The 26252-nt window shown below is 71.4% G+C and carries 21 protein-coding genes and 1 pseudogene; 5 read left to right on the top strand and 17 right to left on the bottom strand.

All coding sequences use genetic code 11. The features are described from left to right. Positions 1-16: 16 nt before the first annotated feature. The 9 genes from lepB (QFZ74_RS22835) to QFZ74_RS22795 form a co-directional block, all read right to left on the bottom strand. Positions 17-1006, bottom strand: coding sequence for a signal peptidase I (lepB, locus tag QFZ74_RS22835; RefSeq protein ID WP_307624251.1), 990 nt, complete (start codon positions 1004-1006; stop codon positions 17-19). Beyond that, on the bottom strand, positions 894-2000 hold the full coding sequence (gene lepB, locus QFZ74_RS22830; RefSeq protein WP_307622669.1) for a signal peptidase I: 1107 nt from the start codon (positions 1998-2000) through the stop codon (positions 894-896). Before lepB (QFZ74_RS22830) ends, lepB (QFZ74_RS22835) begins: the two co-directional genes overlap by 113 nt. Next, positions 1993-2808, bottom strand: coding sequence for a signal peptidase I (gene lepB / locus QFZ74_RS22825; protein WP_307622668.1), 816 nt, complete (start codon positions 2806-2808; stop codon positions 1993-1995). The genes lepB (QFZ74_RS22830) and lepB (QFZ74_RS22825) overlap by 8 nt, the downstream gene beginning before the upstream one ends. 45 nt (positions 2809-2853) lie before the next feature. Next, positions 2854-3204 carry a 50S ribosomal protein L19 gene (gene rplS, locus QFZ74_RS22820; protein WP_201822504.1) on the bottom strand — a complete coding sequence of 117 codons (351 nt, stop codon included), beginning with the start codon at positions 3202-3204 and terminating at the stop codon, positions 2854-2856. Between the two features lie 132 nt (positions 3205-3336). After that, entirely contained in the window at positions 3337-4170 is an 834-nt protein-coding gene (gene trmD, locus QFZ74_RS22815; RefSeq protein WP_307622667.1) for a tRNA (guanosine(37)-N1)-methyltransferase TrmD, read from the bottom strand. Beyond that, entirely contained in the window at positions 4170-4793 is a 624-nt protein-coding gene (gene rimM / locus QFZ74_RS22810; RefSeq protein ID WP_307622666.1) for a ribosome maturation factor RimM, read from the bottom strand. The genes trmD and rimM overlap by 1 nt, the downstream gene beginning before the upstream one ends. Positions 4794-5061: 268 nt before the next feature. Beyond that, positions 5062-5301: an RNA-binding protein gene (locus QFZ74_RS22805; RefSeq protein WP_005479813.1), complete on the bottom strand. Its 240-nt coding sequence runs from the start codon at positions 5299-5301 to the stop codon at positions 5062-5064. A 5-nt stretch (positions 5302-5306) separates the two neighbouring features. Further along, entirely contained in the window at positions 5307-5726 is a 420-nt protein-coding gene (gene rpsP, locus QFZ74_RS22800) for a 30S ribosomal protein S16 (protein ID WP_307622665.1), read from the bottom strand. Positions 5727-6007: 281 nt separating this feature from the next. Beyond that, positions 6008-6610, bottom strand: coding sequence for a hypothetical protein (locus tag QFZ74_RS22795; RefSeq protein ID WP_307622664.1), 603 nt, complete (start codon positions 6608-6610; stop codon positions 6008-6010). A 482-nt stretch (positions 6611-7092) separates the two neighbouring features. Between QFZ74_RS22795 and QFZ74_RS22790 the strand changes: the two genes are divergently transcribed. Next, complete coding sequence (locus tag QFZ74_RS22790; protein WP_373462428.1) at positions 7093-7980, top strand: SAM-dependent methyltransferase; 888 nt, start codon at positions 7093-7095, stop codon at positions 7978-7980. Between the two features lie 75 nt (positions 7981-8055). Here the strand turns inward: QFZ74_RS22790 and ffh are convergent, their stop codons facing one another. The 5 genes from ffh to QFZ74_RS22765 form a co-directional block, all read right to left on the bottom strand. Then, the gene (ffh, locus tag QFZ74_RS22785) at positions 8056-9606 is read right to left on the bottom strand and encodes a signal recognition particle protein (protein ID WP_307622663.1); all 1551 of its coding nucleotides are present in this window, start codon (positions 9604-9606) and stop codon (positions 8056-8058) included. Between the two features lie 217 nt (positions 9607-9823). Beyond that, positions 9824-12274 carry a [protein-PII] uridylyltransferase gene (locus QFZ74_RS22780; protein WP_307622662.1) on the bottom strand — a complete coding sequence of 817 codons (2451 nt, stop codon included), beginning with the start codon at positions 12272-12274 and terminating at the stop codon, positions 9824-9826. Between the two features lie 328 nt (positions 12275-12602). Beyond that, positions 12603-12941, bottom strand: coding sequence for a P-II family nitrogen regulator (locus QFZ74_RS22775; RefSeq protein WP_307622661.1), 339 nt, complete (start codon positions 12939-12941; stop codon positions 12603-12605). After that, on the bottom strand, positions 12938-14287 hold the full coding sequence (locus tag QFZ74_RS22770; protein WP_307622660.1) for an ammonium transporter: 1350 nt from the start codon (positions 14285-14287) through the stop codon (positions 12938-12940). The genes QFZ74_RS22775 and QFZ74_RS22770 overlap by 4 nt, the downstream gene beginning before the upstream one ends. 328 nt (positions 14288-14615) lie before the next feature. Next, a complete protein-coding gene (locus QFZ74_RS22765; protein WP_307622659.1) occupies positions 14616-16109 on the bottom strand; it encodes a hypothetical protein in 1494 nt (497 codons plus the stop codon). A gap of 458 nt (positions 16110-16567) precedes the next feature. On the opposite strand from QFZ74_RS22765, the gene QFZ74_RS22760 reads away from it, so the two are divergent. Next, positions 16568-17224 (top strand): bifunctional DNA primase/polymerase, encoded by a 657-nt coding sequence (locus QFZ74_RS22760; RefSeq protein ID WP_307622658.1) that lies wholly within the window; start codon positions 16568-16570, stop codon positions 17222-17224. A gap of 109 nt (positions 17225-17333) precedes the next feature. Beyond that, positions 17334-17420: pseudogene (locus QFZ74_RS22755) on the top strand (DNA primase); the annotation flags it as partial. 124 nt (positions 17421-17544) lie between these two features. Here the strand turns inward: QFZ74_RS22755 and ftsY are convergent. Then, positions 17545-18756, bottom strand: coding sequence for a signal recognition particle-docking protein FtsY (gene ftsY, locus QFZ74_RS22750; protein WP_307622657.1), 1212 nt, complete (start codon positions 18754-18756; stop codon positions 17545-17547). 186 nt (positions 18757-18942) lie between these two features. On the opposite strand from ftsY, the gene QFZ74_RS22745 reads away from it, so the two are divergent. Next, on the top strand, positions 18943-20424 hold the full coding sequence (locus QFZ74_RS22745) for a cytosine permease (protein ID WP_307622656.1): 1482 nt from the start codon (positions 18943-18945) through the stop codon (positions 20422-20424). A 119-nt stretch (positions 20425-20543) separates the two neighbouring features. Continuing rightward, the gene (locus tag QFZ74_RS22740) at positions 20544-20816 is read left to right on the top strand and encodes a hypothetical protein (protein ID WP_307622655.1); all 273 of its coding nucleotides are present in this window, start codon (positions 20544-20546) and stop codon (positions 20814-20816) included. 143 nt (positions 20817-20959) lie between these two features. On the opposite strand, the gene QFZ74_RS22735 is transcribed toward QFZ74_RS22740, so the two are convergent. Both QFZ74_RS22735 and smc read right to left on the bottom strand, forming a co-directional pair. After that, complete coding sequence (locus QFZ74_RS22735; protein ID WP_307622654.1) at positions 20960-22378, bottom strand: sugar porter family MFS transporter; 1419 nt, start codon at positions 22376-22378, stop codon at positions 20960-20962. Between the two features lie 242 nt (positions 22379-22620). Then, positions 22621-26181 (bottom strand): chromosome segregation protein SMC, encoded by a 3561-nt coding sequence (gene smc, locus QFZ74_RS22730; protein ID WP_307622653.1) that lies wholly within the window; start codon positions 26179-26181, stop codon positions 22621-22623. Positions 26182-26252: the final 71 nt, after the last annotated feature.

The following is a 26252-nucleotide window of genomic DNA, read 5'->3' as shown; positions in this document are numbered from 1 at the left end:
AGCAGGGGGCGGCGCGTCAGCGCTTGCCGGCGACCGCCTTGGCCGCGGGCTTGGTGTCCAGGCCGGAGGCGCGCCGGAGGCGCCACAGGGCCAGCGGCAGCACGGCGGCGACGGCGACGCCGTCGGGGGCGACCGTGAGGGAGGCCGCGGCGGAGGACTTCTGCTGGTCGAGGCCCGGCTGGTCGAAGGTGTCCGGCACCGGGAGGGTGCCCCAGCGGTTGATCGGCCAGGCCTTGACGATGGCGCGGCCGACGACCTTGTCGACGGGAACCATGCCGTGGTGCTTGTCGCCCTGGTTGTAGCGCGAGTCGCGGGAGTTCTGGCGGTGGTCGCCCATCACCCAGATGTAGCCCTTGGGGATGTGCACCGTGAACTGGCCGCCGAAGTCGTCGACGCTGCACGGCGTGTTCCCGGCGTACACGTACGGCTCGTTCAGCGCCTTGCCGTTGACCTTCAGCGGGCCGTCGCCCTTGCACTCGATGGTGTCGCCGCCGACACCGACGACGCGCTTGATGAGGTCCTTCTCCTCCGCCGACGGCATGAGGCCGATCCAGCTGAGGACCTGCTGCAGGGCGTTCGGGGTGGGCGTCGGCTCACCCTTCAGCCAGGCGTCCGGGTCGTGGAAGACGACGACCTCGCCGCGCTCGGGCTTGGAGCCGAACCACGGGGTCAGCTTGTCGACCAGGACGCGGTCACCCCGCTGGAGGGTGTTCTGCATCGAGTCGGACGGGATCGAGAACGCCTGCACCAGGAAGGTCTTGATCAGCAGCGCCAGTACCAGCGCGATGCCGATCAGGATCGGCAGTTCCTTCCAGAAGGAGCGGGGCCGCCTCGGCGGGGAACCCGCCTCGCCCGGCCCGTCGCGTCGCACTCCGGGCGGCCCGCCGGCCGTCCTACCGCCCTCGGCCGTACCGGAGCCGTTCACGGAGCCGTCCTCGCCGGGGGCGTTCGCCTCCGGGGGGCGTCCGTCCTCGCCGTCGTGCCCGGATCGCGCGCCAACCGCCACATCCCCCACGCCAACTCCTCACTCTCTGCCGCCGCCTGGTCCGAATACGGCGCAGGCCCACTACTCCCATAACGAGCGGGAGTTCCGCAGGGGTCGGGAGCTGGATCGTTCCGTTCGGATCGTCGGAGGCAACCCTATGCGACGCCCGGGGAAGCGCGGTCGTCCTCGACACGGGGTGAGACACGCTTGTGAAGGTCTGTGGTTCCCGCAGCATCGTCCAGTGGCCGATGGGCCAGCCGATGAGCATGGCGCGGCCCACCACCGAGTTCTCGGAGACCGTGCCGCCGTAGTCGGTGTTCTGGTGGTAGCGCGAGTCCGCGGAGTTGCCGCGGTGGTCGCCCATCACCCACAGCCGCCCCTTCGGGACGGTGACGTCGAACCGCATGGCGGAGGGGACGTCGCCGGGGTACACGTAGTCGCCCTCGGTCAGCGGGACGCCGTTGACGGTCACCCGTCCTTGTGAGTCACAGCATTTGACGTGGTCGCCGCCGACGCCGATGACCCGCTTGATGAGGTCCTTCTCGTCGTCGGAGGGCAGCAGCCCGATGAAGGTGAGGCCTTCCTTGACCTGCTGGATGCCGGCGGGGGCCTGGGTGGTGGTCTGCTGCTCGCCCTGGAGCCAGCCGCCCGGGTCGTGGAAGACGACGACGTCCCCGCGTCCGGGCTTGGAGCCGAACCACGGGGTCAGCTTGTCGACCAGGACGCGGTCGCCGATCTGGATCGTCTGCTCCATGGAGCCCGAGGGGATCACGAACGCCTGGAGCAGGAAGGTCTTCAGGACCAGCGCTATCAGGACGGCCACGCCGACCAGGAGCGGGATCTCCCGGACGGCGCCGCGCCTGCGCTTGCGCTTGACCTTGCGCTGGAGCTTGCGCCGCTCCGCGCGCGTACGGCCGGCGCCGGCCGCTCCGGTGGCGGTGCGCCGGGCCCCGGTGGGCAGCAGTTCCTCGGCGGCGCGACCGGGCTCGGTGCGCGGCTTGCCGCGGTTACCCATGGGCCCCGTCCGCCGTGTTCGAGCGCTTCGTCTCCGGGGCGCTCCAGCCGGGGCCGAGGGACCGGCCGTGCTCAGCCCTTCGGGCCTCCGCGCGCTCGGTCCCTCGGCCCCGGATCGCCCCTGTGGCTTCGCTGCTCGGCACGCGCGCGTAGGCGGCGGGGCGGTGCAGGTGTGTCCAGTGCGCGGACGGCCAGACGATCCAGTCGGCCCGCCCGATCACGTCGGCGACGGGGATCATGCCGCCGCCCGGCGAGCCCAGGTGGTCGCGGGAGTCGCTGGAGTCGGACCGGTGGTCGCCGAGGACGAAGAGTCTGCCGCGGGGCACCGCGACGTCGAAGCGCACGGTGGACGGGCCGTCTCCGGGATACAGGAACGCCGACTCGTCGACAGACCGGCCGTTCACTTCGATCCTCCCCTCCCTGTCGCAGCAGACCACGTGGTCTCCCCCCACACCCACAACGCGCTTGATGTAGTCCGCGTGCCCGAAATAGCCGGTGCCGTCGAACACCACGACATCGCCGCGCCGCGGTTCGGCATCGAAACGGTACGCCAACTTGTTTACGAGAACACGGTCGCCGATCCTCAATCCCTGCTCCATGGAGCCGCTCGGGATCTGGAAGGGCTGCGCCACGAACATGCTGAGGAGCAGCACGAACAGCAGGCAGGCGAACGCGGTGAGGGTGAGCCGGCCGCCGGGCAGCCACTCGGCGAGGTGCCCCGGCAACGCGAAACGCGACCGTCCCTCCACGGCCCCTGACTCGGGGCGGGAGGAGCGGTCGCGTTCCGTCGGCTGTGCTTCGGTGTCCATCGGGGCCAGATGCTATCCGGCCCGTCTGTGAACCCCGGAAGGCGCTCAGCTGTCGCGCTTCTCCTTGATCTTCGCGGCCTTGCCGCGCAGCTCGCGCAGGTAGTACAGCTTGGCGCGACGCACGTCACCGCGGGTGACGAGCTCGATCTTCTCGACGATCGGGGTGTGCACCGGGAAGGTGCGCTCGACGCCGACGGAGAACGAGACCTTGCGGACCGTGAAGGTCTCGCGGACACCGGCGCCCTGGCGGCGGATCACAACGCCCTTGAACTGCTGCACACGGGAGCGGTTGCCCTCGATGACGCGGACGTGGACGTTGACGGTGTCACCCGGGCGGAAGGCCGGGACGTCGCTGCGCAGCGACGAGGCGTCGACGGAGTCGAGCAGGTGAGACATGCTGTCTGCTTTCTTCGCTGATGCCACAGGTCATCAACGGGAAGTAGTTCCAAAGGAGTGCCGCGCGCGTCGGAGCGGGCGTCGTGTCCCCCTGTGGCAGGGGCGCACACCGGACGGACGCACAACAGCGCCCTATTCTTCCATGCCCTCTTGCCTGCGCCAAAATCGGCCGTACGGTTCCCCCTCGGGATCCGGCGCCCAGCCCAGGATGGAGAGCATCTCGCGGTCCTTCTTGTCGAACGCCTTGGGGTCGCAGCGCTCGATCAGGTCGGGCCGGTTGGCGGTCGTCCGCCGCAGCGCCTCGTCGCGGCGCCAGCGGGCGATCTTCCCGTGGTGGCCGCTGAGCAGCACCTCGGGGATGTCCCGGCCGCGCCACCGGGGCGGCTTGGTGTAGACGGGGCCCTCCAGGAGGCTCGCCATCGCGCCGGGCGCGAAGGAGTCGTCCCGGTGGGACTCGGCGTTGCCCAGGACGCCGGGCAGCAGCCGGGCCACGGCCTCCGTCATGACGAGGACGGCCGCCTCGCCGCCGGCGAGGACGTAGTCGCCGATGGAGACCTCGTACACCGGTATGCGGGTGGCGTACTCGTCCATGACCCGTCGGTCGATGCCCTCGTAGCGGGCCGGTGTGAAGATCAGCCAGGGCCGCTCGGACAGCTCGACGGCCAGCTCCTGGGTGAAGGGGCGGCCGCTGGGCGTGGGGACGATCAGGGCGGGGGCGTGCGCGCCCGACTCGTAGCCGTCGGCGAGGACGGAGTCGAGCGCGTCGCCCCAGGGATCGGTCTTCATGACCATGCCGGGGCCGCCGCCGTACGGGGTGTCGTCGACCGTGTTGTGCCGGTCGTACGTCCACGAGCGCAGGTCGTGCAGGCGTACGTCGAGCTGCCCGCGCGCGCGGGCCTTGCCGACGAGGGAGACGTTCAGCGGCTCCAGGTACTCGGGGAAGATCGTGACGACGTCGAGACGCATCAGGACTCTTTTCCTGAGCCGGCCGGGCCGGCCGAGTCCGCCGGGCCTTCCGAATCCGGCGAGTCCGACGCGTCCGCCGAGCCCTCCGCGTCCCGGGCCGAGGCGATCTCCGCGCGGTCGTCGATCAGGCCGGGCGGCGGCGTGATGACGGCCTTCTGCTCCGCCAGGTCGATCTCGGCGACGATCTCCTCGACGAAGGGGATCATGACCTCGCTGCCGTCCGGGCGCTCCACGATGAACAGGTCCTGCGAGGGCAGGTGGGAGATCTCGGTGATCCGGCCGACCTCCGTGCCGTCAGCGGTCACCACGTCGAGGTCGATGAGCTGATGGTCGTAGTACTCGTCCTCGTCCTCGGGGAGTTCCTCGGGGTCGACGTCGGCGATCAGCAGGGTGTTGCGCAGGGCTTCGGCGGCGGTGCGGTCGCGGACGCCCTCGAAGCGCAGGAGGAGGCGGCCGCTGTGGACGCGGCCCGTCTCGATGGTGAGCGGCCCGACGGAGGCCGGGTCGGTGGCCAGGACGGCGCCCGGCCCGAGCCGGAGTTCCGGCTCGTCGGTACGTACCTCGACGGTGACCTCGCCCTTGATGCCATGAGCACGGCCGATCCGTGCGACTACCAGCTGCACGAGTCCAATTCTCCTGTCATACGACTGCGGGCCGGGGACGGCCCAGTGGCCCTCCCCGGCCCTGGGGCCGGCCCGGCGAATCCTGTCGCAGATACGGGGCTTGGCACGCCCATCTGCCGTGTTGTCGTCGGTCGCCGACGCTTCGCGTCGACTCCCTCCTCCGCCTTGCAGCTGAACGCGCCAAGCCCCGCTCGCCGGTGCTGAGACGCAACGCCGATTCCCTGCGACCTGAGCCGCCGGACCGGCCCCCGCCGGTTGCCTTGAAGCGTCAGCGGACGTGGTCCACGTCGACGAGGTCGACGCGGACACCGCGGCCGCCGATGGCGCCCACGACGGTACGCAGGGCACGCGCGGTGCGGCCGTTGCGGCCGATCACCTTGCCGAGGTCGTCGGGGTGGACCCGGACCTCCAGCACGCGCCCGCGGCGCAGGTCGCGCGAGGCGACCTGCACATCGTCGGGGTTGTCGACGATGCCCTTCACGAGGTGCTCAAGCGCCTCTTCGAGCATGCTGCTCAGGCCTCGGTCGACTCGGACGCGGCAGCGGCCTCGTCCTTCTTCTCAGCCTTCTTCTTCTGGGTGATGGCCTCACCCTTGCCCTCGTCCTCACCGCCGAGCGCCTCGAACGAGACACGCGCGGCCTTCGGCTCGGCGACGAGCAGCGGCGCCGGAGCGGGCTCGCCCTTGAACTTCTGCCAGTCGCCGGTCTTCTTCAGGATGGCGAGAACCGGCTCGGTCGGCTGCGCGCCGACACCCAGCCAGTAGGCGACGCGGTCGGCGTCCACCTCGATGACCGACGGGTTGTAGGTCGGGTGGTACTTGCCGATCTCCTCGATGGCCCGGCCGTCACGGCGGGTACGGGAGTCGGCGACGACGATGCGGTAGTGAGGCGAACGGATCTTGCCCAGACGCTTCAGCTTGATCTTGACTGCCACGGGAGTGGAATCTCCTGATTTTGACGTGGTTGGGCACAACGAGATGCCGCGTGGGGTTGCGGTACCCGATGGCCCGATGGACGCGTCAGCCGGAGGAGAGAGGGGTCCTATGCGACTGTCGAGTACAGCTAGCCATTGTGCCACACCCCGCGGACCCCTTTCGGCCGCGGGTTCAGCGATCTCGGGCATGCCGGAAAGGCACCCGGCGTGACGGTGAACCGTACGCCGGGTGCGCGGCACGGCGGCGGACTGGGGTACGGCTGCCACGAACAGCCGCGGTCCTAGCTCGCCGCCGCTCCCACGGCGTCCGGGATGCGGAACGGCTTGCCGCAGCCGCCGCACACGATCGGCGCCTGGGCCAGGACCGACGGGACCACCCGCACGTTGCGGCCGCAGTCGCAGACCGCCTTGACGCGGACGCCGCCGCCGGAGGATCCGTGGCGCGCGGCCGGACCGCGGAAGGTGCGCGAGGTGTCGGAGGAGGTGGCCGCCGTGTGGGCCTTGAGTGCGCGCTGGAGCCGCTCGATGGTCGGGCGGTAGCGCCGCTTCGCCTCGGGCTTGAGCGTGACCAGGGAGAAACCGCTGCTCGGGTGCGGTTCCTCGGGATGGTCCAGGCCCAGCTCCTCGGCGATCGCGAGGAATCTGCGGTTGTGGTAGCGGCCGGCGCGCGAGGTGTCGCGGATCCCGCGGGCGGCGGCGATGCCATGGACTGCCTCATGGAGCAGTCGCTCGAAGGAGAGCTCGTGTCCGCACGCGGACGACGACTCCCCGATCAGGGACTCTGGCGCGGCAAGGTCCGGCAGCTCGGGGTGGTGCCGCTGAATGTCGGCCCACGCCTGTGCCAGCTCTGCGGCGAGAACAGGTGGTGTCTGTGTCGTGCTCACGTAATGACAACGAGCCGGAGGGCCCCGGTGTTCCGATTCCGGGGCATCCCAAATAATTTGCACGTACCCGTCAGTTGCCACTGATGCGTCCCGACGAGGGCGCCTGCGCTGATCTGCGGAGAAGCCTCACAGCTCCTCCCAAGGTGGTGCGTACGTGTGCGTACGCCCCCGCGCGTAGACCGATCGCGCACGCCGGTACCCCTGGGGCCGGTGAGGACACATGTGCCCGTCGGGCCGCTCTCGCACCGCGGCCACCGCCCCGGCGGGCGCGCGCGACGACCGCGACGTTACCGGGTGGCTCCTCGGCCCCGAGCACCGCCCCGTCCCCGGGCGTCGGCCAACCGCAATCCGGTCCCCCACGCCCTCTGGACGCGACAGCGGGCCGGGAGTTATCTGGCATACGGGGGGAGAGCGAGCACACGGTACGGGGGCCACGTAATCGGGAACAGGGCATGACTCTCGGCGGATTGGGGCGCCTACCTATGACAGCTACGCCCGTGCGGCACGACCCTCCTCACCTACGACCCGCGACCCGCACGGACCCGTGCGCCCGCGCGCGGGACTGGTCCGAGATCCAGGAGCGGATGCTCGTCCCGCTCTACGAGGCCGTCTACGAGCGACTCGACGTGGGCCCGGCGACCCGGCTGCTGGGCCTCGGCTGCGGCAGCGGGCTCGCCCTGCTCATGGCCGCCTCCCGGGGCGCCACGGTCACCGGCGTCGACTCCGTCCACCCCGAACGGCTCGCCCTCGCCCGGCAGCGCCTGCGGGAAGAGGCACGGGAAGCGGCACCGGACGCCGCCGAAACGCACGCCACGCGCGCGCGTGCCGCCGCCCGGGTCGTCCAGGGAACGCCCCGGGACACGGTCGACGCGCAGTCACCCGCGTACACCCTGGTGACCGCCTTCGAGCCCGTCGGATGCCGCGCGGGCGACGGTGAGGGGCTCGCCGAACTCCTCGCCTCGGCGACCCCACTCGCCGTGCGCGGGACGCCCGTCGTCCTGGCCGGCTGGGGCCCGCCCGAGCGCTGCGCCACGTCGGCGGTGCTGCGGGTGGCCGCGAAACTCGCCGATCCCCTGCGCAGGGCGGGCGGTTGGCGTCCCGCCCGCCGCGACGACCTGGAGGAGGTCGCCCAGCGCGCGGGACTGCGGCCGGACGGATCCGGGCGCGTGGCCTGCCCGTTCGGGTACGCCGATGTCGCCAGCGCCGTACGCGGGTTGCTGTCGACGGGGCTGTTCGACGCGGCGGTCACGGCGACGGACCAGGCTCAGGTGGACAAGGAACTCACCGAGGCGCTGCACCCGTTCCGCTGGCGGAACGGCACCGTGTGGATGCCGAACGTCTTCCGCTACCTGATCGCCCGCGTCCCCTAAGGCCGGACAGGCCACGCCGCAACGCCGAGGGCGCCTCTCCGAAGGAGAGGCGCCCATGGCGCGTACGGGATGCGCTCAGCCCATGAACTTCTTGAACTCGTCCGGGAGTTCGAAGTCCTGGGCGCCCTGCTGCGGCAGGCCCAGCGCGCCGCCGCTCTGAGCGGCCGCCTCGCGGCGCTGTGCCTCCTCCAGCTCCTGCTGCTTGCGCTTCATCGGGTTGCCGGAGCGCTGCTTGCCCTTGGCCTTCTTCGGCTGCTTCTTGGTCCGGCCGGGGCCGCCGCCCATGCCCGGGATCCCCGGCATGCCGGGCATGCCGCCGCCCTGGGCCATGCGGGACATCATCTTGCGGGCCTCGAAGAACCGCTCGACCAGGCCCTTCACCGCGCTGACCTCGACACCGGAGCCCTTGGCGATACGGGCGCGGCGCGAGCCGTTGATGATCGTCGGGTCCTGGCGCTCGCCCGGGGTCATCGACTTGATGATCGCGGCCGTGCGGTCGACGTCGCGCTCGTCGATGTTGTTGATCTGGTCCTTGATCTGGCCCATGCCCGGCATCATGCCGAGCAGCTTGGAGATGGAGCCCATCTTCCGGACCTGCTCCATCTGGGCCAGGAAGTCGTCCAGGGTGAAGTCCTGGCCCTTCTTGGACGCCAGCTTGGAGGCCATCTTCTCGGCCTCTTCCTGGCTGAACGTCTTCTCCGCCTGCTCGATCAGGGTGAGCAGGTCACCCATGTCGAGGATGCGGGAGGCCATCCGGTCCGGGTGGAAGGCGTCGAAGTCGTCGAGCTTCTCGCCGCTGGAGGCGAACATGATCGGCTTGCCGGTCATGTGGCGGATCGACAGGGCGGCACCACCGCGGGCGTCACCGTCGAGCTTGGAGAGCACCACGCCGTCGAAGCCGACGCCGTCGCGGAAGGCCTCGGCGGTGTTGACCGCGTCCTGACCGATCATCGCGTCGACGACGAAGAGGATCTCGTCCGGAGAGACGGCGTCGCGGATGTCCGCGGCCTGCTGCATCATCTCCTGGTCGATGCCGAGGCGGCCGGCGGTGTCCACGATCACGATGTCGTGGACCTTGGACTTCGCGAAGTCGATGGAGTCCTTGGCGACCTTGACCGGGTCACCGACGCCGTTGCCCGGCTCGGGCGCGTACACCGCGACGCCGGCGCGATCGGCGACGACGCTCAGCTGGTTGACGGCGTTCGGGCGCTGGAGGTCGGCGGCGACCAGCAGCGGGGAGTGACCCTGCTCCTTGAGCCACTTGGCGAGCTTGCCCGCGAGCGTGGTCTTACCGGCACCCTGGAGACCGGCCAGCATGATCACGGTCGGGGGCTGCTTGGCGAAGCGCAGCCGGCGCGTCTCGCCGCCCAGGATGGTCACCAGCTCGTCGTTGACGATCTTCAGGACCTGCTGGCCGGGGTTCAGCGCCTTGGAGACCTCGGCGCCGAGGCACCGTTCCTTGACGTTCTTGATGAACGCGCGGACGACGGGGAGGGCGACATCGGCTTCGAGGAGCGCGATGCGGATGTCCCGGGCCGTGGCGTCGATGTCCGCCTCGGAGAGCCGGCCTTTTCCGCGGAGGTTTTTGAAGGTCGCGCTAAGGCGGTCGGAGAGGGTATCGAACACGGCGGCGTCGGTCCTCGGGGTCGGGGGCGTTTGGGATTGCCCTCCAGGGTATCCGGCCTGGCAAGTAAATCGTCCCCGCCCACGATAAGCAGCGGGCGGGGACGACCCCCGCGTCTGCGGGGAGCACGTGGCATCCATGTCGGCCTCACTCAGGCGTCCCGGATCACCCCGCGTCCGCGGGGAGCACATCCGGTAAACGCATGACATGACCGGAAGGTCACGCCCGCAGGGTCTCCTCCAGCACACGCGCGACCGAGGCCGCGTCCTGGCTCGGCAGCGGCTCGCCCACCGCGCTGGTGACGTAGAACGCGTCGACGGCGTTGGCCCCGAGCGTCGAAACATGGGCGCTGCGCACGCGTACCCCGGCCTTCTCCAGAGCCCGTCCGAGCCGGAACAGCAGGCCAGGGGCATCCTGGGCCCGGACCTCGATCACCGTGGCGTGGCGGGAGGCGGCCGGGGCGACCGTCACCCGGGGCGGGGGCGGGACCACGCCGCGCCTCCTCGGGTAGGCCGCGTCGCGTTCGGTGAGGCGGCCGGCGATGTCCAGGGTGCCGTCGAGGGCCCGGACGAGGTCGGCGCGCAGGCGGGCCGCCTGGGGCAGGGAGCCGTACTCGGCGGCGACGCGCCAGTCCAGCAGCAGGACCGGGCCGTCGCCCACGTCGGCCGGGAGCCGCACGGTGCCCAGTTCCGCGGTGCGGACCGTCAGCCGGTGCAGGGCGAGGACGCCGGCGACCGCGGGCAGCACGCCCGGCTGGTCCGGTACGGCGATGAGCAGCTCCACGCCGAGGGGCTCGGGCTGCCCGGACGGCTCCTCGCCGGTGCGGGGTTCCGGCCGGGCGCTCAGGGCGAGCACCGGGCCGCCCGTGCGGTGCGCCTCGACGGCGAGCCGCTCGTGCTCGGCGCTGGGCGCGGCCTCCTCCGGCTCGGGCGGGGCGTCCCCGGCGAGTACCGCCGAGACCCGTTTGACCAGGTCGGCGACCAGCGAGCCGCGCCATGCGGACCAGGCGGCCGGGCCGGTGGCCAGCGCGTCCGCCTCGGTCAGGGCGTGCAGCAGTTCCAGCGTGCCCTGTGTGCCGACCGCGTCGGCGACGGCGCGGACGGTGGCCGGGTCGTCCAGGTCGCGCCGGGTGGCCGTCTCGATGAGCAGAAGGTGATGGCGTACGAGCGTGCAGAGCACCGCCGTGTCCGCGGGGTCGAAGCCGATGCGCGTGGCGACGTCCCGGGCGATGGTCTCGCCGGCCACGGAGTGGTCGCCGGGCCAGCCCTTGCCGATGTCGTGCAGCAGGGCGGCGACCAGGAGCAGGTCGGGGCGGCCGACGCCGCGGGTCAGTTCGGCGGCGCGGACCGCCGTCTCGATCAGGTGCCGGTCCACCGTCCAGACGTGGACGGCGTTGCGCTGCGGGCGGCAGCGGACCCGCTCCCAGTCGGGCAGCACACGGCTGATGAGGCTCTCCGCCTCCAGCGCCTCCCAGACCTCGACGGTCGGCGGGCCCGAGCCGAGCAGGGTGACGAGCTGCTCGCGCGCCTCGGCGGGCCAGGGCGTGGGCAGGGAGCGTACGGTCGCCGCCATGCGCCGGACGGCGTGCGGGGAGAGCGGGAGGCCGGCCTGTGCGGCGGCGGCCGCGGCGCGCAGCGGCAGTACGGGGTCGCGTTCGGGGCGCGCGGCGCGGGCGAGCACCACTTCGCCGTCCTGCTCGACCACGCCCTCGGCGAGCGGGGAGCGTTCCGCGGACTGCTTGCCGCCGGCCAGCATGGCGCGCAGCCGCGGGCGTACGGAGCGCGACCTGAGCACGCGCGCCACCTCGCGCCAGGTGACGTCACTGGCGTACGAGATCACGCGCGCGGCCTCGTAGACCTGCCGCAGCAGGGTGTCGGCGTCCAGGAGGCCCAGCTCGGCGGCGACCTGGTCCTGTTCCTGGAGGGCGAGGCGGTCGGTGGCGCGGCCGGTGGCGAGGTGCAGGGCGTCGCGTACGTCGAGCAGGCGGCGCCGGGCGTCGTCGAGGCCCGCGCGCGGGGCGTCGGCCAGCCAGGACGCGGCGACGGCGCGCAGGGCGGTGGCGTCTCTGAGGCCACCGCGGGCCTCCTTGAGGTCGGGTTCCAGGAGGTACTGGAGCTCGCCCTGGCGCTCGGCGCGCTCGGCGCACAGTTCCTGGAGTTCGGGGAGCCGTTTGGGAGCCTGGGCGCGCCAGTCGGCGAGGACGGCCGTACGCAGTCCGGCGGTGAGGGCGGGGTCGCCGGCGAGGTGGCGGGCGTCGAGGAGGCCGAGCTGGACCTTGAGGTCGTCGCCGGCGGTGCGGCGGGCCTCCGCGGGGGTGCGCACCGAGTGGTCCAGGGCGAGGCCGAGGTCCCAGACGGGGTACCAGAGCCGGTCGGCCAGGGTGGCGACCGTGCGGGGGTCGGCGCCGTCGTGCAGCAGGAGGATGTCGAGGTCGCTGCGCGGGGAGAGCTCGCCGCGCCCGTAGCCGCCGACGGCGACCAGGGAGATGCCGCCGAGGTCGGCGGCGGCCGTGTCGAAGAGGCTCTTCAGCCAGTCGTCGGTCAGCTCGGCGAGGGCGGCGCGGCGCGGGGGCCCGGTCGGCGCGCCCTCGGTGAGGAGGCGCAGCCGGGCCGCCGCGTAGCCGCCGGGTCCGGGGTCCTCTGCGTCGTTGCGAACGTCCGTGCTCGTCACCCGGCGACTCCTGTCCTTCGTCTCGCGGTCTTCCCTCGACGGCTTCCCCCGGTCCCCGCCTGACAGCTTCCCTCCGCCGGCCGCCTGACGGACGCGTCCGGCGGCCCCGTCGGAGCGCCTGTCAGGCGGCCGCGGTCAGAGCGCATCCGGTCCGCGTTCGCCGGTGCGGACCCGTACGGCCGTGCCCGCACCCGACGGCTCCAGTCCTTCGGTCTCCCGCCCTTACCTCGACAGCTTCTCCCCCGCCCCCGCCTGACAGCTTCCCTCCGCCGGCCGCCTGACGGACGCGTCCGGCGGCCCCGTCGGAGCGCCTGTCAGGCGGCCGCGGTCAGAGCGCGTCCGGTCCGCGTTCGCCGGTGCGGACCCGTACGGCCGTGTCTACGGGGACGGACCAGACCTTGCCGTCGCCGATCTTGCCGGTGCGGGCGGCCTTGACGACGACCTCGATCAGCTGGTCGGCGTCGTCGTCCTCGGCGAGGACCTCGATGCGCACCTTGGGGACGAGGTCGACGGTGTACTCGGCCCCGCGGTAGACCTCGGTGTGGCCGCGCTGCCGGCCGTATCCGCTGGCCTCGGTGACGGTGAGGCCGTGGACGCCGAAGGCCTGGAGGGCTTCCTTGATCTCGTCGAGCCGGTGGGGCTTCACGACGGCGGTGATGAGCTTCATGCGTCCACCTTCCTGGACTTCGGGGCGGTGGGCGCGGGGGCGGCGGCGGGGGCGGACGCGACGACTCCGCCGCCGGCGCCGCTGAAGTCGTACGCGGTCTCGGCGTGTTCCGCCTGGTCGATGCCGGAGACCTCCTCGTCCTCGGTGACCCGCATCCCCATGGTCCTGTCGAGGACGAAGGCGAGGAGCGCAGAGACGATCAGGGAGTAGGCGAGGACGGCGAAGACACCGGCGCACTGCTTCCACAGCTGGTCGAGGCCGCCGCCGTAGAAGAGGCCCTTGGCGTCGGACTGGCCGCGGCCGCTGGCGAAGAAGCCGATCAGCAGGGAGCCGGCGATGCCGCCGACCAGGTGGACGCCGATGACGTCGAGGGAATCGTCGTAGCCGAGCTTGTACTTCAGACCGACGGCCATGGCGCACAGGACGCCGGCGATGGCGCCGACGGCGATCGCGCCGAGCGGGGTGACCGCGCCACCGGCGGGGGTGATGGCGACCAGGCCGGCGACGGCGCCGGAGGCTGCGCCCAGGGTGGTGAAGGCGCCGTGGCGGATCTTCTCGTAGGCGAGCCAGGCGAGCATGGCGGCGGCGGCGGCGATCTGGGTGTTGACGAACATCAGCGCGCCGACGCCGTCGTCGTTGCCGAGCCAGGAGCCGGCGTTGAAGCCGAACCAGCCGAACCACAGCAGTCCAGCGCCGAGCATGACCAGCGGGAGGCTGTGCGGGCGCATCGGGTCCTTCTTGAAGCCGACGCGCTTGCCGATCACGAGGATCACGCCGAGTGCGGCGGCGCCCGCGTTGATGTGGACGGCCGTACCGCCCGCGAAGTCGATCACTCCGAGGTCGAAGGCCCAGCCGCCGGTGCCCCAGACCCAGTGCGCGACCGGGAAGTAGACGACGGTGGCCCACAGGGCGATGAACAGCGCCCACGCCGTGAACTTGACGCGGTCGGCGAGGGCGCCGCTGATCAGGGCGGGCGTGATGATCGCGAACATCAGCTGGAAGACGGCGAAGACGAGCACCGGGATGGTGTAGCCGTCCCAGAGCTCCGCCTTGCCGATGCCGCCGAATCCGACGTAGTCGGAGGTCCAGCCGATCAGCGAGCCCTTGTCGGTGCCGAAGGCGAGGGAGAAGCCGTACAGCACCCAGAGCAGGGTGATGATGCCGAGGCTGATGAAGCTCATCATCAGCATGTTCAGGGTGCTCTTGACGCGGACCATGCCTCCGTAGAAGAAGGCCAGTCCCGGGGTCATGAGCATCACCAGGGCGGAACAGATGAGCATGAAGCCTGTGTTCGCGGCAGACAGCTGGGGTGTCTGCGCGGCAAGCGTGATGGCGGGTGGGGCCATCGGCGTCTCCTCGCGTGCGGGTCCGGTTCGGTGAGGGCTGGGCCGGTGGTGCGCCTTGAGCGTGGCGCAGCGCGGTTTCAGCTTCGGACCCCTCGGTGTTTCACCGGGGTGACGAAGACTCCCGAGGTGTTACGTGTCCGTTTCGCGACGCCATCGCGAAATGCACCGCAACTATCCATTGAGGAACCACGACGGCGGGCAACCACGTCCGCGAGAGCGGCACCGGTTTAGGCGCAAAAAGGGGACCGGCCGCGGACGGCCTTCCGATGACCTGGCATGGGGGAGCCGAGTCGGGCAGTTCGGGAGGGCCGGCCGCGACCGGGGCTGGTCAGACCGCCTGGGCGGCGGTCTCGGGCAGGTCCACGGCGAGTTGGTCGGTGAGACCGACGATCTCGGCGAGGTCGCCGAAGTCGCGGGCTGCGGTGTCGACGGTCTTGCGGATACGGGTGCTCACGCGTTCGGAACGGACCTTCTTGGCGATGTCCATGGCCTGGGAGGCATACCGCGTGCTCTCCTCGGGCTCGCGGCGCAGCAGGTGCACGGTGGCCATGCCGATCAGGTTCAGGGCGTACGACCGCTGGTGCTCGGAGTCGTCGGCGAAGAGTTTGACGGCCCGGCGCATCAGGGGTTCGGCGAGGGAGGCGTAGGCGGGGCTGCGGCCGGCCACGTAGGCGAGGTCGCGATAGGAGTGGGAGTTCTCGCCGCACAGCTCGGCCTCGGAGAAGAAGCGGATCCAGTCGGGGTCCGGCTCGTCCCACTCGTCGGCCTCGCGGAAGCTCTCCTCGGCCATCCGCACGGCGCGTTTGCACTTGCCGGGCTGGCCCATGTTGGCGTAGGCGCGGGCCTCCATCGCATACAGCATGGACTGGGTGCGGGGGCTCGCGCAGTCGCGGCTGCCGTACTGGGCGAGGTGGATCAGCTCCAGGGCGTCGTCGGGCCGGCCGAGGTGGATCATCTGGCGGCTCATGCTGGAGAGGATGTACGAGCCGAGCGGCTTGTCGCCGGCCTCCTTGGCGGCGTGCAGGGCGAGGACGAAGTACTTCTGCGCGGTGGGCTGGAGCCCGATGTCGTAGCTCATCCAGCCGGCCAGTTCGGCGAGTTCGGCGGCGACCTTGAAGAGCTTGCGGGTGGTGGGCTCGGACTGGGGTTCCTGGAGGAGGTCGGTGACCTCGTGCAGTTGCCCGACGACCGCCTTGCGGCGCAGGCCGCCGCCGCACTGGGCGTCCCAGCGGCGGAACATCACCGTGGTGGTCTCCAGCAGCTCCAATTCGGGCTTGGACAGGCGGCCGGGGCGGCGGCGCTCGGCGGCGTCGGAGTCCGGCCGCGGCTCCTGCGGTGCGCAGGGGCCGGACTGCGGGGGGACGAGCCAGCGCTGCATGGGCTCGATGAGCGAGGGCCCGGCGGACAGGCCCAGTGAGGTGCCCAGGAAGCCGCGGCGGGCCAGCATCAGGTCGCTGCGCGAGTACTCGCTGAGCAGGGCCACCGTCTGGGGGCCGGTCCAGGGGAGGTCGACGCCGGACACGGAGAGTGTCTGCCGGGTGGCGCGCAGACCGAGGTCCTCGACGGAGACGACGCAGCCGAACCGCTCGGAGAACAGGTCGGAGAGGATCCGCGGGATGGGCTCGCGCGGGTTCTCGCCGTCCAGCCAGCGGCGCACCCGGGAGGTGTCGGTGGAGATGTGGTTGGCCCCCAACTGGCGGGCCCGCCGGTTCACTTGACGAGCCAGCTCGCCCTTCGACCAGCCGCTGCGCACGAACCACGAGCCGAGCAGCTCATTGGGGCGCTTGTCAGCGTTCGTACCGCCACCGCCGTTGCCGCCCACTGGAACGCCCCCATCCCTGAGACCACGTGTCGTCGAGTGCGCCAAGCCCTATCAGAATGCCGGGAACCACGGCCCCCCGTCCGCCACTTCTCACTCTTCGAACGGGATCCCGGGATGCCTCCGGCATACCCGGGGATGCATGTGCCTCACCGTCTTGTGCACTCAAAGTAATCCTACGATCACCCGTCCAGCCATGGTGATCCCGGAAACGCCACCATTCGCCACCCCATCGAATGAACTCACGGACGCCGCGGCGCGATTCACTTGACATAGGACGGCGAGAAGTAGGCGGAGCGGTGCACTCAGGGGCGCGCGCAGTCGGGCTCACCACCCAGAACGCTTCGGGGCGCCAGGCGTTTCCCAGGGAGGCGAGGGGTAGCCGGACCCGTGACGTCACGTTCCGCTTCCGTCCCGCTCCGCGTCGTAACCACCGGCGCGCTGGACCCGTTGGAGGGGGCATGGACTTCACGATCGGCGGCCTTCGCGAGATCCGCTCCGGCGCGCGGCGACGCGGCCGTTCGTCGGACTGCACCGCCGTCGCCGAGTTCACGGGGCTGTGGGACTGGGACGTGGTACCGGGCGCGCGGGCGGCGGCGGGCGCGTGTTCGTGCGGCCGGGCCGACTGCCGCGCGCCGGGCGCACATCCGCTGGAGTTCGCGTCACCGGTGTCCGCGGGCGCGACGCTCGACGAGGTCACGAAGGCGTGGGGCGAGTTCCCCGGCGCCGCGGTGATGCTGCCGGTCGGCCGCGCCTTCGACGTGATCGAGGTGGCCGAGGCCGCGGGGCGCCGCGCGCTGGTCCGCCTGGAGCGCATGGGCCTCCCCCTCGGCCCGGTCACCGCCACCCCGGACGGCCGCGCCCAGTTCTTCGTCGCCCCGGGCGCCGCCGCTGAGCTGCCCGCGCTGCTCTACCGCATGGGCTGGGACGATCCGTACACCCTGGACCTGAGCGGACTCGGCCCCGGTACGTACATCACGGCGCCGCCCTCGGACCGCGGCGGCCTCGGCCCGGTGCGCTGGCTCCGACCCCCCGCCCTGGACTCGGCGACCCGTCCGCCGGCGGCCCGCCTGCTCCTGGGAACGCTCGCCTACGTGGCGCACCGGTCGCGAGCCTGAGCAAGCACAGGGGCTCAGTCCCGAGAGACCTACACACTCGGGAGACGTACACGAATGAAACCCCCGCCCCCGTCGGTCAGACGGGGCGGCCGGGCGGCGGCCTGGGCCCCCCGCCCTGGACTCGGCGACCCGCCCGCCGGCGGCCCGCCTGCTCCTGGGAACGCTCGCCTACGTGGCGCACCGGTCGCGAGCCTGAGCAAGCACAGGGGCTCAGTCCCGAGAGACCTACACACTCGGGAGACGTACACGAACGAAGCGCCCGCCCAGTCGGTCAGACGGGGGCGGGCGCTTCTTCGGCTGCTGCGGGGTTCGTGGCCGCGTCAGTCTCCGATAAGGGCGTCAATGAACGCCTCCGGGTCGAAGGGCGCCAGGTCGTCGGCACCCTCGCCGAGGCCGATCAGCTTGACGGGCACACCGAGTTCGTTCTGGACGGCGATCACGATGCCGCCCTTGGCCGTGCCGTCGAGCTTGGTGAGCACGATGCCGGTGATGTCGACGACCTCGCTGAAGACGCGCGCCTGGATCAGGCCGTTCTGGCCGGTGGTGGCGTCGAGGACGAGCAGCACCTCGTCGATCGGCGCCTGCTTCTCCACCACGCGCTTGACCTTGCCGAGCTCGTCCATGAGGCCGGTCTTGGTGTGCAGACGGCCGGCCGTGTCGATGAGCACGACGTCGGCGCCGAGCTCCTTGCCCTCCTTCACCGCGTCGAAGGCGACGGAGGCGGGGTCGCCGGCCTCCGGGCCGCGCACGGTGTGGGCGCCGACCCGCTCGCCCCAGGTCTGGAGCTGGTCGGCGGCGGCGGCACGGAAGGTGTCGGCGGCGCCCAGGACCACGCTGTTGCCGTCGGCCACGAGGACGCGGGCGAGCTTGCCGGTGGTGGTGGTCTTGCCGGTTCCGTTGACGCCGACGATCATCACGACGCCCGGCTTGCTGGCCTCCGGCTCGGTCCTGACCGTGCGGTCGATGTCAGGGCCGATCACCTTGAGGAGCTCCTCGCGCAGCAGCGCGCGCAGCTGGTCGGGGGTGCGGGTGCCGAGCACCTTGACGCGCTCACGCAGGCGCTCGACCAGTTGCTGGGTGGGCTGCACGCCGACGTCGGCGGCGAGCAGGGTGTCCTCGACCTCCTCCCAGGTCTCGTCGTCGAGGTGCTCGCGGGACAGCAGCGAGAGCAGGCCCTTGCCGAGGGCGTTCTGCGAGCGCGCGAGGCGGGAGCGGAGGCGGACCAGGCGTCCGGCGGTGGGCTCGGGGACCTCGAGTTCGGGGACCGGGAGCTCTTCGACGACGGGAGGTTCCTCGACCGCGGTCGGCGCCGAGCCGCCGGGGAGGTCGACCTCCTCTATCGTCCGGGTCGGTTCGTCGCGTGGGGTCTCGGCCTCGTCGCCGACATGCGGCTCGGCCGGGGGCGCGGTGAGGTCGGGTGCCGACGGGGGCGGCGGGGGCAGCGACTTCCTGCGCATGCCGCCGACGACGAGCCCGCCGATCGCGGCGAGCACGACCACGGCGATGACTACAGCAAGGATGACGGTTTCCATAACCCGTCCAGTATCCATCGCCGCCCCTCGCGGACCGCTGCTCTGTGGAAGGGGAATTTCCGCATGCCACCGGAGCGCTGTTTTCGTGGCTCCGCGTCCGGTCCGACAACCCAGTTCTTCGTAGCTTCCTCCAAAACAACTCTGGATTTTTGGGACATTAGTCGGACTAACGTACGATGTTTCACTATGAGCACCACCGCCCCACACGATGGCGCCCTCGAGAATCCCCCCGTCCCCTCGGAACCCTCCGGCCTGGAGACCCGCGGCCTGGAACCGGTCCCCCACACCGAACGCACCGCGAAGACCCGCGGTCTTGTTCCCACCTGGATCGCCGCCAACATCAGCGTGCTGCTGCTGACCATGGGCGCGAGCCTGGCCGTGACGTTCGGCCTCAACTTCTGGCAGGCCCTCGTGGTCGGCGTCGCGGCGCCCGTCGTGTCGTACGGCCTGGTCGGTCTGATCGGCATCGCCGGCAAGCGCGGCGGAGCGCCCGGCATGGCACTGTCCCGCGCGGTGTTCGGCCAGCGCGGCAATCTGCTCCCCGGCTCCCTGATCTGGATCGCCCGCTGGGGCTGGGAGACGATCAACGCGGTGACCGGCGCGTACGCGCTGCTGACCGTGCTGGACATCGTCTGCGGCATCAGGACCAACACCGCCCTGATCGTCGCCACGCTGCTGTTCTTCGTGATCGCGACGTTCGCGATCTCCGGCCTGGGCATCGGTGCGCTCCAGCGCTGCAACCGGTGGGCGACCTGGCTGTTCGGCGGCTTCTCGGTCCTGGTCCTCGGCTATCTCGCCGTGCACACGGACTGGGGCAAGGTCTTCGGGCAGAGCGCCGGCTCCACGGCCTCGCTGATCGCCGGCATCGGCCTGATCGCCGCGGGCGGCATCAGCTGGGTGCCCGCGGCGCCGGACTTCACCCGCTACCTGCCGCGCACGGCCTCGTCGGCGGCGATCGTGCGCAACACGGTCGGCGGCGCCGGGATCGTCGTCCTCCCCATGGTGCTCATGGGCGCCGTGATGGCGTCCTCGACGCCGGACCTCGCCACGGCGACCGACCCGGTCTCCTTCCTCGGCAAGATCCTTCCCCTCTGGCTCGCGGTGCCCTACCTCCTCATCGCCGTGGTCGGCATGCTGCTGATCAACTCGATGTCCATGTACTCGGCGGGCTTCACCGCGCAGACCCTCGGCATCCGGATCCCGCGCCACTGGGCGGTCTCCGTCAACGCGGTGATCTCGCTGCTCCTCGGCGGCTTCCTGATGCTGGTGGCCACGAGCTTCATGGGCGCCTTCATCGCCTTCCTGTCGATGCTCGCGGTGGCCTTCTCGGCCTGGGTGGGCGTGTTCGGCGCGGACATGCTGCGCCGTAGGGAGTACGACGCGAAGGCCCTGCTCGACACCACGCGCACCAGCGCCTACTGGTACCGGGGCGGCTTCTCCCCCGCCGCGATCGCGGCCTGGGCGCTCGGCCTCGGCACGGGGCTCGTGTTCACCAAGTCCGACTGGTTCACCGGCCCGCTCGCCTCGAACAACCCGGTCGGCCAGTACGGCCTCGGCTGGGTGGTGGCCATCGTCGTCTCGGGCCTGCTCTACGTCGTACTGCCCAAGCCGGCCGTGCAGACCTCGGAGCCGGAGCCGGCCCAGGAGCCGGTGGCGGTAGCCGCCTGACCCCGGCGACCCGCACCCCCACCACGCCGAAGCCGTCCCCCGCACTGGAGCTTGTCCGCTCCGGGTGCGGGGGACGGCTCATGTACGGGGGACCTGCCGTGGTGGGTGGGTGCAGGCGGGTGCGGGCGGCCAGATCGACCTCGTACCGGACGATCCCGGCCTTCACCAGCGGCCCCCCGCACGAACTCCGGGACCGCAGCGCCGTCATGAGCGCCTCGTGGTCGAAGGGCGGCACGTCGACCATGCCCGCGACCAGGATCTCGCCCTGGCCAGCGACCGGACCGGCGTCGGTCACGTACGGCATGGCGTTCGAGGGCACCGTCATCCGGCAGCCGATGACACCGGCCAGGTCCGGTGAGGCGATCGCCGCGACCGAGGTACAGACCCCGTGATGCCGCGCGCCCACCGGAACTGCACGAAAAAGCCGTACTGCCCCGGCTCACACTCGGTGAACCGGGGCAGTACGGCTTACGGGGGTCGAGGAGCGGGCAGCGGGGACTTGGCCCGGCTCCTCGAGTCTGCGGAGAGAGTGGGGCTAGCCCATCTCCTCCAGCGCCTTGCCCTTCGTCTCCTTCACGAACTTCAGGACGAACGGGATGGAGAGCGTGGCGAAGATCGCGTAGATCACGTAGGTGCCGGAGAGGTTCCAGTCGGCCAGTGACGGGAAGCTCGCGGTGATGGCCCAGTTGGCGATCCACTGCGCGGAGGCGGCCACACCCAGGGCGGCGGCGCGGATCTTGTTCGGGAACATCTCACCGAGGAAGACCCAGACGACCACACCCCAGGACAGGGCGAAGAAGAGGACGAACACGTGAGCGGCGACCAGCGCGACCCAGCCCGGCGTGGCGGGGAGCTTGCCGTCGACCAGGTGGTACGAGAACGCCCAGGCCTCCAGGGCGAGGCCGAGCGCCATGCCGACGGAGCCGATGAGCGCCAGCGGCTTGCGGCCGATGCGGTCCACGAAGATCATCGCGATCACGGTGCCGACGATGTTGATGATCGACGTCGTGAAGGAGTACAGGAACGACTCCGTCGGGTCGACGCCGACCGACTGCCACAGCGTCGAGGAGTAGTAGAACGCGACGTTGATGCCGACGAACTGCTGGAAGACCGAGAGGCCGATACCGATCCAGACGATCGGCTTGAAGAAGAAGCCGCCGCCGAGCAGGTCCTTGAAGGTGGACTTGTGCTCGCTCTTCATGGCGTGCTCGATCTCGACGACGCGGGCGTTCAGATCGACCTTGTCGCCCTCGACCTCCCTGAGCACCTCTCGGGCGCGCTCGCGCTTGCCGATGGAGAGCAGGAAGCGTGGCGACTCCGGGATCGCGAAGGAGAGCAGGCCGTAGAGGACGGCCGGGATGACCATGACGCCGAGCATGACCTGCCAGGCCTCGACACCCAGGAGCTGACCGCGCTGGTCACCGTCGGCGGCGTTCAGGATGCCCCAGTTGACCAGCTGCGAGACGGCGATGCCGATGACGATCGCGGCCTGCTGGAAGGAGCCGAGGCGTCCGCGGTACGCGGCCGGGGAGACCTCGGCGATGTAGGCGGGGCCGATGACGGAGGCCATACCGATGGCGAAACCGCCGATGATGCGCCAGAAGGCGAGATCCCACAGCGCGAAGGGCAGCGCGGAACCGACGGCGCTGACCGTGAAGAGGACGGCGGAGATCTGCATGCAGCGGATGCGGCCGATGCGGTCGGCTATGCGACCCGCCGTCGCGGCGCCGATGGCGCAGCCGATCAGTGCGATGGCGATGACCTGGGCCAGGGTCGCGGAGCCGATGTCGTAACGGCTTCGGATGGCCTCGACGGCTCCGTTGATCACGGCACTGTCGTAGCCGAAGAGGAAGCCGCCCATCGCGGCCGCCGCCGCGATGAAGATGACGTGCCCGAGATGCTCGGGATGGGCCGTCCTGGCTCCTGGCTGAGGTGCCTGCGCTGTGCTGGTCACGTAAAACTCCTCGGGCCACCGGCAACGCTGCCGGGGTGGGGGGCAAGCCCCTTCAGGTTTCCAGTGGCGCACAGGAGCGCGCCGCTCACACCTGAAGGTAAAAGCAACGTTGCAGAGACTATGCCTTCAAGTTTCGAAGTCAATAGCCCGTCGACTGTGACGTTCGAGATAGAACGACGCGCCTTCGCTTCACTTCTTGAAATTGATGTAGGAGAAGTGGTCGTCCGACCGGGTGAAGTGGGTCAGCGGAGCCGCTGACTGATGACCTTCGAGACGCCGTCACCCTGCATGGAGACGCCGTACAGCGCGTCCGCGACCTCCATCGTGCGCTTCTGATGGGTGATCACGATCAGCTGCGAGGCCTCCTGGAGCTCCTGCATGATGCGGATCAGCCGCTGGAGATTGGTGTCGTCGAGGGCGGCCTCGACCTCGTCCATCACATAGAAGGGACTGGGCCGCGCCTTGAAGATCGACACCAGGAGCGCGACGGCCGTCAGCGACCGCTCCCCGCCGGAGAGCAGGGAGAGCCGCTTGACCTTCTTGCCCGGCGGACGCGCCTCGACGTCCACGCCGGTGGTGAGCATGTTGTCGGGATCGGTCAGGACCAGCCGGCCCTCGCCGCCGGGGAAGAGCCTGCTGAACACGCCCTCGAACTCACGGGCCGTGTCCCGGTAGGCCTCGGTGAAGACCTGCTCGACGCGCTCGTCGACCTCCTTCACCACCTGAAGGAGGTCGGCGCGCGTCTTCTTCAGGTCCTCCAGCTGCTCACTGAGGAACTTGTGGCGTTCCTCCAGCGCCGCGAACTCCTCCAGCGCGAGCGGGTTCACCTTGCCGAGCTGCTGGTACGCCCGCTCGGCGGCCTTGAGCCGCTTCTCCTGCTCGGCCCGGACGAACGGACGCGGCAAGTTGCGCGGGTCCTCCGGGTCCTCGGGCAGTTCCTCGCCCTCGGCCAGGGGCGACGGCGGCACCGGCTGCCGCGGACCGTACTCGGCGACGAGCCCCGCCGGCTCCACCCCGAGCTCCTCCAGTGCCTTCGTCTCCAGTTGCTCGATGCGCAGCCGCTTCTCCGCGCCGAGCACCTCGCCCCGGTGGACGGAGTCGGTCAGCTTGTCGAGTTCGGCCTTCAGATCACGGCCCGTGGTGCGGGCGGTGGCCAGCTCCTGCTCCCGGAGCGCCTTGGCCGCCTCGGCGGCGGCGCGCTCCCGCTCGGCCCGGCCGACCGACACCTCGACGTGCGCGAGCAACTGGCGCGCTCCTGAGGCGACGGCCGCCGCGACATCCGCCTCGTACCGCAGCCGGGCGCACCGCTGCTCGGTCCGCGCGCGTGCCTCGCGTTCCGCGCGGGCACCCCGGTCGAGCGCGTCGGCCCGGCCCGCGAGCCCCTTGACCCGTTCCTCGTGCGTACGGACCTGGAGGCGGGCCTCCATCTCGGTCTGGCGGGCGTTGGCGCCGTCGGCGGCGAGCCGGTCGCGGGCCGAGGTGTCGGGCTCCTCCTCGACCGGCATCTCCTCGGCGACGGCCAGCCGTTCGGCCAGTTCCCCCACCTCCTGTACGGCCCGGTCGAGCGCCTCCTGCGCTCGGGCCGCCGCGGCGGTGGACCGCTCGGCCTCGCCCGCGGCTCCACGTGCCTGACCGGCGAGCCGGCCGAGCTGCTGGGAGACGGACGACTTCTCGCGGTCGGCGGCCCGGCGCCGCTCCCCCAGTTCCTCGACCAGGGCCGCACACTCCGTGCGCCGCGCGGCCGCCCGGTGCTCGGCCCCGGCCAGTTCCTCGCACCGTACGGCCAGCTCGTCCAGCTCGGCCGCGGCCTCGTCCACGGAGGCCTGCACTTCGAGCAGGCTCGGCGCCCCGGCGGACCCGCCGTGCGCGAAGTGCGCCCCGAGCAGATCGCCCTCGGCGGTGACCGCGGTCAGTTCCGGGCGGGCGTGGACGAGTTCCTCGGCGTCCTCCAGGGTGGCGACGACGACGATCCCGCGCAGCAACCGGTGTACGGCGGGCAGGAGTTCGGCCGGACCGCGGACGAGGTCGGCGGCGAAGGGGAAGCCCTGCTGGCTGTCGGCGGCGGGCGGAGCCGGGTCCTCCGGCGCTCCCGCCAGGAGCAGGGTCGCCCGGCCGGCGTCCTGTTTACGCAGGAGCCGGATGGCCTCCGCCGCCGCGGCGGGGTTGGTCACGGCGAGCGCGTCGGCCGCCGCGCCGAAGGCCGCGGCCAGCGGCACCTCGTGGCCCGGGGGCACCGTCAGCAGTTCGGCCGCGGGACCGAGCAGTCCGGTGAGCCGGTCCCGTGCCTCCAGCAGCGCGCCGGTGCCGTCCTTGCGGCGCAGGCCCAGCGCGAGCGCCTCGTGCCGGGCCTGGGTCGCGGCGCGCCTGCGCTCCGCCGCGGTGGCCGCCTCCCGCGCCGCCGTCAGTTCGGCCTCCGCCTCCGCGAGCCGGTCCTTGGCGGCCTCGTGCCGCTCACCCAGCTCCGCGTCGCCGGCGTCGAGGCCGTCGACCTCGGCCTGGAGCGCCTCGTACTCCTCCTGCGCCGCGGCCGCACGCTCCTGGGCCTCGTCGCGGGCGGCGGACAGCCGGTCGATCTCCGCCTGGGCGGACGCGGCGCGTGAACGGGCCGCCCCCACCTGCCCGTTGAGCCGGGCGAGCCCCTCGCGGCGATCGGCGATGGCGCGGGCGACGTCCTTCAACCGCCGTTCCTCGACGGCGAGTTCGCGCTCCAGCTCGCCGCGATGGGCGACGGTGTCGTCGAGCGCGTGCCGGGCGGCCTCCAGGGCGGCTTCCAGTTCGGCCTCCTGCTCGCGGATGCGGGCGGCCTCGCGCTCCATGTCCTCGGGGTCGCGGCCCCGCCGTTCCTCGGGGGGCGCGGACGTCGCGCTCTTCACGCGGGCGTCGGCCAGCGAGATGGTGCCGCGGACGCGTTCGGCGAGCTGGGAGAGGTCGTACCAGGTCTGCTGGGCGCGCTGGAGACGGGGCGTGAGCCGCCGTACCTCGTCCTCCAGCAGGGCCTCGCGCTGGAGCGCCTCGCGCAGCTCCTGCTCGGCGGCCTCCTTGCGCCGCTTCAGCTCGGCCTCGTCGGCGATCTCGGTCATGAGCGCCTCCCGCAGCCGTACGAGATCGTCGGCCAGCAAGCGGAGCCGGGCATCGCGCAGGTCCGCCTGGATCACGGCGGCCCGGCGCGCCACCGCCGCCTGCCGGCCCAGCGGTTTGAGCTGGCGGCGCAGTTCGTCGGTCAGGTCCTGTACGCGGGCGAGGTTGGCCTGCATCGCGTCGAGCTTCCGCAGCGCCTTCTCCTTGCGCTTGCGGTGCTTGAGGACGCCGGCCGCCTCCTCGATGAAGGCGCGGCGGCCCATGGGGTCGGCGTGCAGGACGGAGTCGAGCTGGCCCTGGCCGACGATGACGTGCATCTCGCGGCCGATGCCGGAGTCGGAGAGGAGTTCCTGGATGTCGAGGAGCCGGCAGGTGTCCCCGTTGATCTGGTACTCGCTGCCGCCGTTGCGGAACATGATCCGCGTGATGGTGACCTCGGCGTACTCGATGGGCAGGGCCCCGTCGGAGTTGTCGATGGTCAGGGACACCTCGGCCCGGCCGAGCGGAGGACGCCCGGTGGTGCCGGCGAAGATGACGTCCTCCATCTTGCCGCCGCGCAGCGACTTGGCTCCCTGCTCGCCCATGACCCAGCTGAGCGCGTCCACGACGTTCGACTTGCCCGAGCCGTTCGGGCCGACCACGCAGGTGATCCCCGGCTCCAGCCGGAGCGTGGTCGCCGAGGCGAACGACTTGAACCCGCGGAGGGTCAGCGCCTTGAGGTGCACGCCGTTGGACTCTACCGTCCGCCGCTACCCCACTCCACGAACATGCGCAACCGCACGGTTTCGCGCATGAA

Source organism: Streptomyces sp. V3I7, assembly GCF_030817495.1.
Classification (GTDB): domain Bacteria; phylum Actinomycetota; class Actinomycetes; order Streptomycetales; family Streptomycetaceae; genus Streptomyces.
The sequence above is the reverse complement of the archived record's forward strand: the minus strand, read 5'-3'. Positions and strand labels throughout refer to the sequence as shown.

Coding starts and splice junctions, on each gene's coding strand:
- lepB (WP_307622669.1), bottom strand. CDS start 2,000: ATGGGTAACCGCGGCAAGCCGCGCACCGAGCCCGGTCGCGCCGCCGAG.
- lepB (WP_307622668.1), bottom strand. CDS start 2,808: ATGGACACCGAAGCACAGCCGACGGAACGCGACCGCTCCTCCCGCCCC.
- rplS (WP_201822504.1), bottom strand. CDS start 3,204: ATGTCTCACCTGCTCGACTCCGTCGACGCCTCGTCGCTGCGCAGCGAC.
- trmD (WP_307622667.1), bottom strand. CDS start 4,170: ATGCGTCTCGACGTCGTCACGATCTTCCCCGAGTACCTGGAGCCGCTG.
- QFZ74_RS22805 (WP_005479813.1), bottom strand. CDS start 5,301: ATGCTCGAAGAGGCGCTTGAGCACCTCGTGAAGGGCATCGTCGACAAC.
- QFZ74_RS22790 (WP_373462428.1), top strand. CDS start 7,093: ATGACAGCTACGCCCGTGCGGCACGACCCTCCTCACCTACGACCCGCG.
- QFZ74_RS22775 (WP_307622661.1), bottom strand. CDS start 12,941: ATGAAGCTCATCACCGCCGTCGTGAAGCCCCACCGGCTCGACGAGATC.
- QFZ74_RS22770 (WP_307622660.1), bottom strand. CDS start 14,287: ATGGCCCCACCCGCCATCACGCTTGCCGCGCAGACACCCCAGCTGTCT.
- QFZ74_RS22760 (WP_307622658.1), top strand. CDS start 16,568: ATGGACTTCACGATCGGCGGCCTTCGCGAGATCCGCTCCGGCGCGCGG.
- ftsY (WP_307622657.1), bottom strand. CDS start 18,756: ATGGAAACCGTCATCCTTGCTGTAGTCATCGCCGTGGTCGTGCTCGCC.
- QFZ74_RS22745 (WP_307622656.1), top strand. CDS start 18,943: ATGAGCACCACCGCCCCACACGATGGCGCCCTCGAGAATCCCCCCGTC.